A 14,043-nucleotide genomic window follows, 5' to 3' on the forward strand; every position below is an offset into this window, starting at 1 on the left:
CCCACAATCGAATTGAACAGGGACTAAACAGATGAACGATATTCAAAACTTGAAAGACCGCCGCGACCAACTGCGCAGCGAGGCAGAACAACTACACGCCGAAATGCTGCTCCTTGAGGCCGTGCTGGAAAGTGAAGACCCCATCGAGCCGGATCGGAAACGCGAACTGCGGGATAAATACAACGAGCTGAAAAGGAATTTCCAATCGCGCGATATCAATGCCGACCTATTAGATAGAAAGATCAGTCGCCGTGAGAACCTCGCCAATTGCGATTCCTTGATGGTGGGTTACTTCGAGGCGATGGATAACTGGAAAGCGGATGAGCAGGAGCTAAACGAAAAGCGCCAGAGCCTCAGCACCCGTCTGGCACAGATCAAACAACAGGCGGTTGAGGACATGGCCAAAGCCCGTCAGGCCGAATCGGACGCAGCCACTGCGTACGCGCAGGCCGTCGCATGGGGCGACACCGAAGGCGAGGAGACCGCCAACGCCGATGCCCAAAAGGCCGCGAAGAATCTGACAGCGGCCGCCGAACATAACCGTCGGCAAACACTGATGATGACTGCTCTGGAACAAGAGCTGGTCACCGTAGATAAATACATCGCCGAAGCACAAGAAAAGCATAAAGGGATAGAACGCACCGCCCTCTGGCTCTCGCAGACGGTCCTGGAGGAGCAATGGAACGAGGCCGCCAAAGCGTTGTTCGAGGTGGGTGGCAAGCTGTGGGCCAACTACAACCTGCTCGGTCTTGATCACGTAGCCCTGATGAAACTGGCGGTGCCTGAGCAAGGCGAAACCTATGGTCTATGGACATGGCACGAGCTGATAGATCGCTCTCGTCAATACAGCGCGCGGGACTTAGTCCAGCTCAACAGTCTGCCAATACCGCAACCGCCCGAAGATCAGAGCAATCCCGAACAACGCAAGGATGAACACAATGAACAAGCCACTACAGAACAGCGCGAGCTGGTCTGACACACTCAAAACTCGGAAGGCCTATCTCAATACCCTGCTAAAGACCATCAACGCGGGAGCGGGTAAAACCAGCCAGATACAAACACTGACCATCAACGCGATTAAAGCGGAAATGGCGCATATTGAAAGCCAACTGAATCGCCGAAAATAGTGATGAACTTGTAACCAGCATAATCTATCTTAATAACCACGCACGACCACACTGAGTAAAGGAAACACAATGTCCAAACTCGCAGAATTCCGCCAGCTGGAAAAACATCTCGCCGAGCAGCTCCAAGCACTTGAAGCATTAAAAGGTGATGATGGACTGAAGAAAGAAATCGAATTCGAAACAAAGCTGCGCAAGCTGCTTGAGCACTATGGCTTCAGCCTGAAGCACATCATTGATCTGCTCGATCCGCAAACCACTACCCGGCGTCAAACTACGCCCCCGGCCGGCAGCACACGCAAACCACGCGAACTCAAGGTGTACAAAAACCCGAACACAGGGGTAGTCGTCGAAACCAAGGGTGGAAATCACAAAGTGCTGAAGGAATGGAAAGCTGAACACGGTGCCGACGTAGTCGAAGGATGGTTGAAGAATTAATCCAGCCTCACCTGAAAAAGGGCCCAGCGGGCCCTTTTTGGTAAGGACGCTCGGCGGTAAAGATAAAAAATCTCGTCGTCAGCTCAAAGCAGAACGGCGAATCTCCTCCATATAACGTTGCATTAGTAACGGGATCGAAGGCCGCTTTCGGCCAAATGCAGACGTTCAGCTATAGAAGTGCCATTTGACTATTTTGACGTCCATTGGAAAATGAAGAGCCCCGAAGGGGGGAACACGCACGGCCCATCGTGTGTCCTTCGACCAGCTACGTCTATGGTGCCAGGCGCCATATTGGTTGCTTAGACGGTCTAGGTGCGTCTTTCACATTCAATGACAATCTCGCGACTCCCTCTGAACCCTACTCAACGTATTCGCAAAATATTTCGTAAGCTCTGGCCTGGGTCAAGCTGACCTGCATGCTCCCGACTTAATCCTATCCAGTCAGTATGGGGTACGCAATTCTTTTTTCTTCAATACCATTCCAAGATCTGCTGTTTTGTTCCATCCAAAAAACCATAATCTATTACTAACGTCAGTGAGCAGTTCATTAGCACGGTCATTTAGGTTTTTTTCTGATACGTGCTTCAATACAAGCTTGGCAAGATTCTGCTTCTCTGAACTTGACACGTATGGACATGATATTAGATCAAAAAACAAGAACACATTTTCAGCTTCATCCGCCCAATTTTTTAGTGTGAACCGAACTGTGGAGAAAATGACTGCTGCGCGCACCATATTTTCCAGAGCTGGAACACCCCCCACGTATGATATAAGGAACACCAGCTGAAAATAATCAAAATTACTTTTAAGCGTGACTTTGTTATCTATTTCGATTTCAAAGTCGAATATCTTGGATAATAGTTTTGAGTCGAATATATAGTTATCGCCTAGACTCCGAAGCACGATCAGTAAATTCATAACTTCTATTTTATGCTCAGGAAAATCTGAGTTAGCCTGTTGAATTATCAGGCGAGACTCATCGACAATTTTCCTGATGAGAGAATCCTGAAGGTCTGCCGGAAGGGATTTCATTATTTTTGATATCATGAGTATTATCTCTGATATCTGATATGTCTGTCTGACCCGCAAAGTCATAGAATAATAGAAAAACACTATATCAATAACAGCCGTTAGAAAAAAATAAAGATCATTATCAGGCTTGGCTTTTTCAGATTTTAATTTCTTTCCTACCATTCGGGATAAGAATTTTTTGAACATCCCTAAAAAGTAGTTAGCGGTTGCATCATAAGATCCAATTTCACCTATCGATCTTTTTACGGCGGCGATCGTCTGCACCACCGCAGCTGTAACGTTATCGATCGATTTAAGGTAAATTGCCGTGGACAATTTACCTGTTTTTTCGCATGTCTCTGATTTTGTTTCGACATACTTATTAAAAAACGCAGCTACGTTTAGGGAAATGCTGTGACGAGATATTGATGTATTAGTGATATAGGGCCGAACATGGTCAGATGTCTTCGCGTGATTCACCGCTAGCTTATATTCCAATAGAGCATCGGGAATAAGCTTTTTTAGTGTTTCTTGAACACTAATTTGATTCGTATAAATAAAATAATCATCAACATATCTTCGTATCGTATAGTCAATATCCAAGCGCAAATTCAGTTGAGCGCATCTGCTTACTATTTCTAAATCGATTCGCTGGAGAATAATTTCAGCAAAGATCCGCGATACTTCTGGTCCAATTATAATTCCAGCTGTCTCGCCATGATTGGCGTTCTGAATAAGTTTATCAAAACTGTTTTCAAATGAGTGCTGAGTCTTGTTTCTCTTTGCGTGCCCCTTGCTTTTTACTGCCCAAGCTATCGTATGGGTATAAATCCTATTAAAACAGTCCGAAATATCCATCTTGGTTAGCTGTTTGAATTTTTTTTCCAGTCTCAAAAACTCTAATGAGTCGTAAAACCGAAATAGAAACGGAAACTTCTTATATGCAAAGTATGAGGTGCCTGTATTTGGAATTGACTCGAACCCATCGGCATCTATTTGTATATCCTTGCTCGAAGCATTGCCACTTGAGCGATCACGTTCGACGTAATAGCTGGCGATAGACGCAGGAGCCCTAAGAGAGAAGGGGCTTCTCTGACACAAGCCTACGATTAAATGATCATACTGTGAGTAAAAAATTCCCGTTTCGAGTTGCTGGGCGGGATGCATAATTGCAAGTCCGCGAGACTCGAACGAGTTCTTTCGTATTTTGTATTTGTATGGAATAGTAGGCTGACTCTTGAAAATATCTAATCCATGCACATCTTTTAGTTTATTAATCAACTTATCTTTAGCTGCTAGATATAGGCCTTCATTTGAAAACAACATTGGCACTTCGTAAGGAAGAGTTTCGGTGAGCAGGGCCCTATACTCGTCGTTCTTTCTAATTCTAACTTTGTTATTAATAGTCTTATACATGCGCCCAAACTCTCTTGATTTCTAAAAGGTGCTCAGGTTTAAAAGGTCTGACTATTTTTTGTTGAAAGCCTTGCATGAGTGATATCTTCAGGAGCTCTCGGCGCTGGTTTGCTGACAGAAGGGAGACAAGTCTCCGCCCCAGAGAACCGCGTTTGCTACATAGCGCTTTTTGCAAGAAGTTATCGATTCCATTAAGGTCGCAGTGACGCTCCTTATCAATCAGCAAATGATTAAAATGCACTCCCGCATATAGCTTGCCTCTTGAGGAGTCTTTGCCTATGTTATAGTTACTTGCCAGAAATGTAAGTCGCGACTTAAGCAGAAGAAAGTCTTTTGTATTGCAGTATTCGAATAGCGCAAGCATTATTCGTGTTTTTATTTTTTTTATTTTCTTTGTTGCTATCCCAACTTGCAACTTTGTTGGTTTATCCTTGTTTACGCACAAGAAGTTAAATTCGTATCCTAAGTATGTGACACTGCTTCCCCCATCACTAGTCCTCACAGGCCCCTTATGAGCGTGGTATAGGGAAAGGCTTTTGTCAGGGTGGAACGACAGGCCTTCAGGTAGGTGCAATTGTTTTTCGATACTACCTGGATCCTCACAAAACAGCATGAATATATCATCAACATATCTAGTGTAGAAATAGCATCCAGTCAGTATACGACAAGACCTATCAAACTCTCTCATATATAACTCAGATAGCGTGGAGCTTAGCGAAATCCCCCTAGGTAACCCTGGGTGCTTAGAAAGCTCTTGAGTAGAAAAGAGCTTTTCGAGAATTTTTTTAGACTCAAATGACAGTCTATGATCTTTATATGCAAGCTCTAACGCACTAGCACGAGGAATAGATTCGAAAAATCTGGTGATATCAAGTTTTTGCAACCAGAACTCACCACCCTCAGCTAATAACACCTTTATCTGAGGCAGTATACTGTTTCGATCAGTTGTTTTTATATTGAAGACACGCTTAATATTATCGTTCAGTTTCCTCAGTGCAAATTCGTCAGTTATATTTTGCGGCGAAACAACTTCGCCGTGCGCCATTTTCTTTCTTCTGAAATCTGAAAATGTATATGCAGGTTTTGCTATAGACTCCTCAACGCAAACTAACTTCGCTCGATAATCATCGCCTCCCGCCCCCATGTTATATCTAAAAATATCCTGTCTTGTTAGTAGTCGCATGAAATTTTTAGAAGAAAAATGTTGATTTAACATGCCAAGCTCCATGCTGTGGATATTCTTCCCGAAAATTTCTATGACGCTTGGTAGCCAATCAGAGAAAACGTCAGGAGAGGCATATCGAGATGAGGGTATGAAAGCTCCGAGCCCTTCGATAATGACATACCGAAGCAACAGATATCTACGCGCCAACCTCAAAACTTAAATGAATTCGACCTATCAGTGCAGATCTTCTGACTGCAGAAGCTAGGGGTGTCGAAGTGGGCAAATAGTGAGCGCCCTCTGATTCAGAGTCGAGATTGACGGCTGCATTTGGCCGATAGCCGCCGACCGTAAACACCTGCAATCGGTCAGTAAGCGCTCAGCTACGAATGTGCGCTCGAATCAATACATTTGTGTAGGCGACTAAGGATTTAAAGCGTCGTAGGGCGTCAGGGTGGAGTTAACCGCTACAACTTATAAAAATTGAGAGTTCGAATCTCTCCTTTACCGCCACATTTAGCAAACGCAAGCTCTTGATTTTTTTAGAGAAAGTCTAGTCTTGTGGTTTTTGGAGTCCTAACCCCCTCCATATGGGACAGATTTGGGACTAGAGTGTCTTTTTTGTGGCGTAGAGTTGCGCACCCGCACCTTGTTGATCGGTGGGTCCCACAATCGGGGTTTATTACACTCAATCCACGGAGAGGACTTATGGATCCAGGGAACGTTTCAGCAATCATTTCGGCTGTGGCTGGTATCAGTGGCGTGTTGCTCGGTAACTCCTTCGTTCTGATTAAAGAGTGGTGGGTCAAGCGTAAGAGCGTTAACCAAGCCACGACTTATCTAGGAATTATCGTTGTTTCCCATTTGGATCGGTTCGCAACTGAATGCTTCGACGTTTGCATCGACGATGGCACTTGGCACGGGCAACCGGCGGGCCAAGATGGTCACTCTCAAGCCACTACTCCCCCCCCAATATTTCGTCCGCTGGAGCTTGATGTTGATTGGAGGCTGTTACCCAAAGATTTGATGTATTCGATTCTTAGGATTCCCGATCAACAGGATCAGCTTCATGGAAAGCTTCGAGGGATCCAAGACTTCAATTACGATCCGCCGGATCACCCTGAATATTTTTGGACAAGGAGGCGGGGGTATGCCGTATTGGGACTGCACGTATCTGACATAGTGAAGAAACTTCGTTCATATGCAGGGCTACCAGTTGGCGAACCTCTGCCAGATGAATGGGACAGGGATAAGAACATGAGCGAAGTGATAGCCCATTTAGATGAGCTGGAAAGGAAAAGTCGCTTGCGAGAGCCCACTCTCGGCTGAGTCAAACAGGCCCAAAGTAGCCAACACAACGGAACCCTCGCCATGCCAAGTTATACCTACGAAGAACGTACCCGCATCCTGGCGCGAGCCCGCGAGCAGGTCGAAGACATTGCCCTGTCTGAGTCGCTGGATGACGTGGTGTGGGGCAAGACCTACGCGGCTGGGTATTTCGCCGCCCTAGAAGCCGTCGGCGCCATTGACAAGAGCGAGGCAACCGAACTGGCGCGCGCAGTTGAACAGGCCGAACGGGACGCGGAGGATCGGCTAGAGCCGGGCGAGTGATGCCGCGTTCGAGTAACGCCGCTTATGGTGAGTCGGCCCCCACACTTTGTCCCAGTGCGGAGGCCTTTTTGGGGCGGCGCGGCAATCATAAAGGCCAGGACTGGTCTACCAAGACCCGGCCCTCTGGTTTGCCGTCCAGACCTCCACCCGGGCGACATTGAATGACTGTACCTGGTATTTGACCGGGCCTTCCAGCCGCTCTCGGTGGCGCTCGGTGCATGACTGGCGAAGCGATCCACGACTACACCTTAAAAGCCCTGGTCAGCCAGCACGTGATTTGTGACGTGGTGGTCGGCCGGGTGGCTGGAGATGATCAGCAGTAGGTGCTGTCGTGTGCCTGGGTGGCCCCACGGCACGGCTGATTCCGGCGCGCTCGCGGCGTGAACCATTGCGGATCTGGAAAAGCCTTAGGCCCTGGCCAAGTACGCCGACGCTGTGGGCCTTAGGGGGATTGTCGTCGAGTTGTTAGATGTCACGCAGGCAAACGACAGGCAAAAAAAAAGCCGCCTTAGGAGGGCGGCTTTTCATGCCAGTCCGGTTAGGGGCCGGGCTGGCTCGCTCACAGGGAACGCTTGGTGTGCACAAGAGATTACAAGCTGGTGCCACCTCGCGCAATAATTAACGATTAGCGGTGTGACGTCACCCTGCCGTCAGTTTGACGGCGGCGCGCAGAGGCGGCGGCGGACAAGGGCTGGCGGCTTTTTGTCTGTTTTTTGAGCAAAAAAAACTTTAACCAAAAAATCCTGAAAATAATCTTCTCCAGCCAAAGCCCTGTAATCCCTCGCTTCCAGCGAAAAACCCACCCTCCTAACCGCTCAATGCGCCGATTCGTCCCACCACGGCCGAAAAAAATTCGTTAACATCGGGCCAGATCCGCGTTCATCTGAGCGTGAATCTGGACCTCTCAACACGGGCCTAGGAATCTGTGCCGGATGAAATAAGAGGCCATCGGCTTAGCCATCTCACAGGGAACGCTTGGTGTGTTTCCAAAAGGCGCGCGTGTTCCGGGATAAGCGCGCTGGAGGTATGGCCCAACTACGGGAGGGCCTAGCATGTTGAAACATTTGAAGCATGCATGGGATATCGTGGTGGTTTGTGTACGTGTGCATCACGTCTTTGAACTGCTGCGAGACTATTTCAAAAGTCAGTAATGGCTGAGAGGTATGCCGCTTCGGCTTCGGCCGAGGCGGTTTTTTTTGGTCCAAAAAACCCCGCCTAGTATGCAACGGCAGTTGTGCGTGCTGCGTACTTGGGAAAGCCAGACGTTAATAGCCCTTTGCCGAGACCGCTGGCATTGGCAGATTCAGTGTAGAGCAGTAACCGGTGCCAGCTTCAAGGCCATTTGCAACATGCCCACTACATCCGGTCCGACCTCATTATTCCCGCGCCGCGCTGTCGGATTAAGTAGCGCTGATTTTCCTTGGCTTCGCTACAGAAAGCGTTACACGAATTCGTCTTCGTTACACCATGAACACGGAACGCTATCAGGGCGTGTAACCCTATATTTATCTTTAAATTCAAATAGTTAACTAGAACCGTTACACCTGTAACACGAGTTACACCACATTTGACAGGTACCTGCCCCACTCCCCATGAGAATTGACTTCCACCAGCGAGGAGATTCAAAACGGGAGCAGGGGGGCCCCTGAGGCGATGAGACACGCACGGGGTCGGAAACCCGCGTGATCGTGTTAGCGGAAAAGTGCACAGCTTAGTGAACAGGTGAACCTGGTGAACTGCTGTTTACCTGTGCATTTGCCCTATCGCTTGGTACCTCGTCGGGGCCCCTGGTCATTTCGAATGGGTACGGGGCAAAGAACCCGCCAAATCGTGTTAGCGGCCAGGTTTTCTACGTTGGTTGACAGGTTGACGTAGTCGACACCATCCCCAAGGTTGACGAGGCGCAACCGTTCGCTATCAACAACACGTAAGCCCATCTTTACCGTTGCGGTAACGATGCCCTTTTCTCTTCAATATCCTTTCAATTTCAACGTTGAAATTTCAGTAAGCTGATGAAACTGTCGCTACCAAGATGTCGCGGGTTTCCGACCCCGTATCCTCAGGATATCGTCAGGGTCCCCAGCGCCTTTTTCTGTAACCCACCCGAGATTTCAGATGAGTAACCTCCATAAGCTAATCGCAGATGCCCGGTCCGGCTTATCTGTTCAGGAAAAAATCTCTGATGACGGTTGGCAGGCAATCGCTAAGCAATGTGGTGCCCCTGAAATCGAAGAGATCGAACAGCGTATTGCCAGGTTACGAGCAGAGCTGGAAACGGTTGAGGAGTGGGACGGAGATACCCAAGATGACATACATCTCGCAATTTCCAGCTTTACCCGATTACTGAGGTCCGCGAAAGCACGGTAACGCTGCTGGCAGCGGCAGAACCAAAAGGATTCAACATGAATAAATTCCTCATAGGATTCACCTACCACGAACCCGAACGCTGGACGTTGTTTCAAAAAGGCATCATTGAAGACTGCGAGTCATCCACAGGTATTTACGTCGCGGCCTCCACTGCAGGTGAAGCAATTGCGTGGACAGAGCGTATTGCCGAGGAACTCCTGCGGGTATCCAACTCAGACCCTAAGCTTGACTGGAAGTCGTTGGGTTACGAGTGCTGGATCGTGGACGATCCGAGCGACTCCGATTGGAGTCATTGCCTTGGCTTTTTTCAATCTGTCGAGTTCGGCGTTTTCCCAGACTTTGAGAATATGGGTGCTAGCGCGTACGGCAAATGGGCCGAGGATCATGGGATTTTTCGCACTTGATCCTGCTTACCCCGGTAACGCCTTCGCTCAACAAAACCTCTGATATTCCCACCAATGCATACCTTTGTTTGGAATACGTATGACCCCAGAATGGATCGGTCGCGGCAAAACCGTCGCACAATTGATACAAGAGCTTCGTTCTTTCGAGGATCAAAGTCTGGAGGTTCGCATCTCCATAGATGGCGGCGAATCCTCACAGCCCATTTCTCTTGTTACGAATAGAGGTGGATATGCCGTGCTGGAGAATCACCAGGACGTGCCTACAACCGTTCGTCACCATGACTAATGATCGAGCCTTTCAAAGAACGTCAAAGGAAGCAGCGCGATGCACCCTGTATGCCCACGTGTATGCCTACCCAAAATGCTACCAGCCGCACCCTTATAAACCGGGCTTCACAGCCTCCAGTTCAAACGACGCCTGGGCACCATATAGAAGAAACGAGAAAGCCTCAGGCCCGTAGGGTTTGGGGCTTTTTTGTGGGTGCTCGATCCCTCAGAACGAGCAAGATGCTGAAAGATTCAGTTGTTCGGTTTAGCCGAATAACTGAAGCCAATAAAAAACCGCCTAAGCGGTTTTTTTATCATTCAGTCGTCCAATCAAACTCGTCATATTCCTCATCGTCCTCGTCCCCCTCCTCCAACACCTCATCCTCCCCGGCATCTTCCTCAGGAACGCCTCCTTCCTGCTTGTTCAGCAGAAATTCCTTACGACTCTCAATAATTCCCCGCCTCAACTCTTCCCCTTTCTTCGGGCAGTTGAGCATTTGGGCGATGCGATCGATTTTTTTCGCCACGGCTTCCTCCAACGCATCGGCTATGCCCCGATAGTGCGCGCTTTCGGGGCTGGTTGCCAAATGGGTGGAGGGTCGGGGCTCAGTTTTTCTTCAGGGCCTTGAGTCGGGTGGTGAGGTTTTCGTTGGGGTAGCGTTTGTGCAGGGTCTTGAGCAGTTCATCGGCGGCTTGGGTTTGACCGGTGTTTTGCAGGCGCAGGACTTCACGCAGTTGATCGTCGAGGTTTTTCACCGGAGCAGCGGCGCGTTTGCTGACTTTGGCTTCGTCGGCCATTTCCGCGTTGATGGATTCGCTCTGGGCGGGCGCGGCGTAATCAGCCATGGGCGCGGCGGGTGCAGGGGCGGATAACGCGCCGGCGGGGGCGGACAACGAACGTGCAATCGGTGACGGGGCTTCTTTCTTGGCTACAAAGGATGACGTTTTGGGCGCCGGGGCGGAGTCGAACTGCGGCTCTTGCTCGGGCGTGCGTTGCACCAGCGCCAACATCAGGGCGACGCCAACGAGGCTGGCAAACGCCACCTGCCAACGGGGTTTCTGGCAGGCCTGGACCCAACGCTGCCACAGGCTCGGTTTACGCACGGGCGCTTCCCGATGGGCAGTGGCGAGGATGAACGCGTCGAGATGCGACGGCGGGCCATCGTTGCTGTGTTCGCGATAGTGCTTCAACACTTCGTCATCTTTGTTAGAGCGGGCGTCAGTCATGTCAGTACCTCCTCGGCCAGCAGCCGACGCAGTTTTTGCTGGGCGTAGCGCAAGCGGCTTTTGACGGTTTCCAGCGGTGTTTCGGTGAGGGTGGCGATTTGGGGCAGGTCGAGGTCGCCGTGGGCGCGGAGCAGGAAGACTTCGCGTTGGTCGGCGGGCAGGGTTTGCAGGGCGGTTTCGAGGCGCTGGGAGTCGCGGTTCAGGCTCAGCAGTTGTTCGGGGTCGGCGGTGTTGTCGATCACGGCATGGGCCTGTTCGTCGTAGCTGTCGTGCAGGGGGTTGTGGATGCCATGTTTGCGCCAGTGGTCGATCAGTCGGTTGCGGGCAATCTGGTAGAGCCAGGTACGAAAGTTCGCCCGGCCTTGTGGCTGACTGGTGCTGCGGATCAGGCTCAGCCAGGTGTCCTGGTAGACCTCTTCGGCCAGTTCGGCTTTGCCGCTAAGGCCGAGGAGGAATCGATAAAGTCCCTGACGGTGGCGGGCGTACAAGATCTCGAACGCCGGCCCGTCGCCGGATCGATAGCGCGCCAGCAGCGATTCGTCGCTGCCGGCGTCGGTGCTCATTTCAGGAGCAGTCATATCAACGATGGTCCCTTTCACTCGATACGGTTGGCATTGGACACCTGATTCGATGCGGTCGAAGTCCGCAAGCTCTGCGCCAACTCAACCAGTTGCACAAACTCCGCGCGCAGGCCGAAGCGGTCATCGCCCCGAGCGCCACGGGCCAGGGCTTCGGTGTCTTTGAGGCTGAAATCTCCGGTGTAGCGGCCGTCCTTCAACTGCTGGGAAAACGCCGCCACGGCCGCCGCAAAACGCAGGTCATCACTGGCAGGCGCTGAGCTAGAGGTGATCGGCCGCTCGATCAAGCGACTATTCCCACCTTCCGGCAGCTGATATCGCACTCGCAGCATGGCCATTTCCCCGGATTTCCCGGAAGAGACTGACGGAGAATTGCCATAACGCAACGGCTCCAACCACCCTTTCTCACCAGCAGGGACAATTTCATACAACGCCGTCACCGTATGCCCTGCACCGATTTCCCCGGCATCGACTTTGTCATTACTAAAATCCTCACGCTTCAACGCGCGATTTTCATAGCCCAACAGTCGATATTCACTGACCTGCGCCGGGTTGAATTCCACTTGCAGCTTCACGTTCTTCGCCACCACGTCGAGGGTCGAGCCGAGTTGATCCACCAACACCTTGCGCGCCTCGCGCAGGTTGTCGATGTAGGCGTAGTTGCCGTCGCCGGCATCGGCCAGTTGTTCCATCAGGTGTTCATTGTAGTTATCCACACCAAACCCCAGGGTGGTCAGGGAAATGCCGGTCTTGCGTTTATCCACCGCCATTTGCTTGAGGCTGTCGAAGTCGCTGATGCCGACGTTGAAGTCACCGTCGGTGGCCAGCAGGATGCGGTTGATGCCTTTGGGGATGAACGCCTGTTGTGCCATCTGATAGGCCAGTTCGATGCCCGATGCTCCGGCGGTGGAGCCGCCCGCAGTCAATTGGTCGATGGCTGTACGAATTTTCGCTTTGTCCCGCCCAGAGGTAGGCTCAAGCACGACACGAGACTCGCCAGCGTAGACGACCAATGACACCCGATCCTGCTCGCGCAGTTGATCGACCAATAACTTCAACGTGCTTTTAACCAGAGGCAGACCTTCACGGCGGTCCATCGAGCCGGACACGTCGACCAGAAACACCAGGTTCGCCGGGGCCAACTCTGCCACTGCGCGGTCCGAGGCCTTGATGCCGATACGCAGCAACCGGGTATGCGGGTTCCACGGCGACGGCGCCAGCTCCGTAGTCACGCCGAACGGCGAGCCATCGGTGGGCAAGGCGTAATCATAGGGGAAGTAATTGACCATCTCCTCCAGCCGTACCGCACCTTCAGGCGGCAAGCGTCCCTGATTCAGCAGACGGCGGACGTTGGCGTAGGCGCCGGTGTCGACATCGGCGCTGAAGGTCGAGACCGGCGCTTCGGCCACGCTGTGGATCGGGTTGTCGGCCAACGCTTGATACTGCTCGCGCTGCTCATCTTGATAGCCCGGTGCCGAAGGCTCAGGTGCATACATTGCCATCGGCGCCGCACGCACGCTGCGCTTGGCCATCGTCGCATCCGCCATGACCGCCTGACTCGGCGCCACCGCTTCAGTTTTCAACTCACCTTGGGCCGATGACGGTGACGGCGGCGCAACCACAGCCGAATCAGGCTTGGACGAAACACCGCAACCGGCAGCGGCCAGCAACAAGCCAATGGCGAAACCATGAGCGGCCGGACGGAGGAAATGCAGAGGGAGGAACATGGGGGCTGACCTCAGGAGGAAAATGATCCATTCATCCTCTGAGACGGTCAGCCCATCCGGTTCGGGTTAAACCGCTGGAAAAAGAATTTTCAGCGGTGATAACGCCGCACCACGCTGCTGTTTCGCAGCACGTGGTCTTTGATTTTTTCCAGCAATTGCGCGCGGGTCAGGCCGGCGGGCAAGGCATCCGGCGCCAGGTCCAGGGCGTAAATCTGGATGATGTAGTGGTGCGCACTGTCGCCAATCGGTGGGCAAGGACCGATATAGGTCGTGGTGCCTTTGCTGTTGGTGCCGCCGACGCCTTCAAGTGCGGATTTGGCGCCGACACCGGCCGCAATCTGATGGGTGGTCGGCTTGATGCCGTAATGCACCCAGTGATCGACGCCCTGGCCTTTCGCGCCGTCGGGGTCGTGCATGACGATGGCGTAGCTGAGGGTGCCCGCCGGGCCGGCGTTCCAGTTCAGGGCTGGCGACTGGTTGTGCCCGCCACAATTGGGCGCATCGCTGGCGGCTGCCGAAGTGAACAATCGATCGTCCGTGACACCGGGGATATTGAGGGTGAAACGTTCCTGGGCCTGCACGGGCATTTGCACGCAAAGGGCGACTGCAACGGCCGCCAGCCAAGGGTTCAGAGAGGTCAATCGGGTCATTACCGGAGCACCTTGTGCGGGTTAGGCCGTCGTCGGCTCGCAGACTATAGCCGTACCGTTC

The 14,043-nt window shown here is 51.7% G+C and carries 14 protein-coding genes; 7 read left to right on the plus strand and 7 right to left on the minus strand.

What is annotated here, in order from left to right; translation table 11 throughout:
- Positions 1–31: 31 nt before the first annotated feature.
- The 3 genes from HKK52_RS19525 (at position 32) to HKK52_RS19535 (ending at position 1,562) form a co-directional block, all read left to right on the plus strand.
- Entirely contained in the window at positions 32–976 is a 945-nt protein-coding gene (locus HKK52_RS19525) for a chromosome segregation protein SMC (RefSeq protein WP_169372178.1), read from the plus strand.
- A complete protein-coding gene (locus HKK52_RS19530; RefSeq protein ID WP_169372179.1) occupies positions 939–1,127 on the plus strand; it encodes a hypothetical protein in 189 nt (62 codons plus the stop codon). The genes HKK52_RS19525 and HKK52_RS19530 overlap by 38 nt, the downstream gene beginning before the upstream one ends.
- A gap of 69 nt (positions 1,128–1,196) precedes the next feature.
- Entirely contained in the window at positions 1,197–1,562 is a 366-nt protein-coding gene (locus HKK52_RS19535) for a histone-like nucleoid-structuring protein, MvaT/MvaU family (protein WP_169372180.1), read from the plus strand.
- 441 nt (positions 1,563–2,003) lie between these two features.
- Here HKK52_RS19535 and drt3b read toward each other — a convergent pair whose 3' ends face one another.
- Positions 2,004–3,989 carry an antiviral reverse transcriptase Drt3b gene (gene drt3b / locus HKK52_RS19540; RefSeq protein ID WP_169372181.1) on the minus strand — a complete coding sequence of 662 codons (1,986 nt, stop codon included), beginning with the start codon at positions 3,987–3,989 and terminating at the stop codon, positions 2,004–2,006.
- A complete protein-coding gene (drt3a, locus tag HKK52_RS19545) occupies positions 3,982–5,205 on the minus strand; it encodes an antiviral reverse transcriptase Drt3a (protein WP_169372182.1) in 1,224 nt (407 codons plus the stop codon). The genes drt3b and drt3a overlap by 8 nt, the downstream gene beginning before the upstream one ends.
- Before the next feature lie 654 nt (positions 5,206–5,859).
- On the opposite strand from drt3a, the gene HKK52_RS19550 reads away from it, so the two are divergent.
- The 4 genes from HKK52_RS19550 (at position 5,860) to HKK52_RS19570 (ending at position 9,533) form a co-directional block, all read left to right on the plus strand.
- Positions 5,860–6,480 (plus strand): hypothetical protein, encoded by a 621-nt coding sequence (locus tag HKK52_RS19550; RefSeq protein ID WP_169372183.1) that lies wholly within the window; start codon positions 5,860–5,862, stop codon positions 6,478–6,480.
- Between the two features lie 42 nt (positions 6,481–6,522).
- Positions 6,523–6,762, plus strand: a complete 240-nt coding sequence (locus HKK52_RS19555; protein ID WP_169372184.1) for a hypothetical protein — start codon at positions 6,523–6,525, stop codon at positions 6,760–6,762.
- A 2,115-nt stretch (positions 6,763–8,877) separates the two neighbouring features.
- Positions 8,878–9,129 carry a hypothetical protein gene (locus tag HKK52_RS19565; protein ID WP_169372185.1) on the plus strand — a complete coding sequence of 84 codons (252 nt, stop codon included), beginning with the start codon at positions 8,878–8,880 and terminating at the stop codon, positions 9,127–9,129.
- 35 nt (positions 9,130–9,164) lie between these two features.
- On the plus strand, positions 9,165–9,533 hold the full coding sequence (locus HKK52_RS19570) for a hypothetical protein (protein ID WP_169372186.1): 369 nt from the start codon (positions 9,165–9,167) through the stop codon (positions 9,531–9,533).
- A 581-nt stretch (positions 9,534–10,114) separates the two neighbouring features.
- On the opposite strand, the gene HKK52_RS19575 is transcribed toward HKK52_RS19570, so the two are convergent.
- The 5 genes from HKK52_RS19575 to HKK52_RS19595 form a co-directional block, all read right to left on the minus strand.
- The gene (locus HKK52_RS19575) at positions 10,115–10,387 is read right to left on the minus strand and encodes a hypothetical protein (RefSeq protein WP_169372187.1); all 273 of its coding nucleotides are present in this window, start codon (positions 10,385–10,387) and stop codon (positions 10,115–10,117) included.
- 19 nt (positions 10,388–10,406) lie between these two features.
- Positions 10,407–11,027, minus strand: coding sequence for a hypothetical protein (locus tag HKK52_RS19580; RefSeq protein WP_169372188.1), 621 nt, complete (start codon positions 11,025–11,027; stop codon positions 10,407–10,409).
- Entirely contained in the window at positions 11,024–11,605 is a 582-nt protein-coding gene (locus tag HKK52_RS19585; protein WP_169372189.1) for an RNA polymerase sigma factor, read from the minus strand. The genes HKK52_RS19580 and HKK52_RS19585 overlap by 4 nt, the downstream gene beginning before the upstream one ends.
- A gap of 17 nt (positions 11,606–11,622) precedes the next feature.
- Positions 11,623–13,332, minus strand: a complete 1,710-nt coding sequence (locus HKK52_RS19590) for a vWA domain-containing protein (RefSeq protein ID WP_169372190.1) — start codon at positions 13,330–13,332, stop codon at positions 11,623–11,625.
- 89 nt (positions 13,333–13,421) lie between these two features.
- On the minus strand, positions 13,422–13,982 hold the full coding sequence (locus tag HKK52_RS19595; protein WP_169372191.1) for a YbhB/YbcL family Raf kinase inhibitor-like protein: 561 nt from the start codon (positions 13,980–13,982) through the stop codon (positions 13,422–13,424).
- Positions 13,983–14,043 lie beyond the last annotated feature (61 nt).

This window comes from Pseudomonas sp. ADAK2 (assembly GCF_012935755.1).
GTDB lineage: Bacteria > Pseudomonadota > Gammaproteobacteria > Pseudomonadales > Pseudomonadaceae > Aquipseudomonas.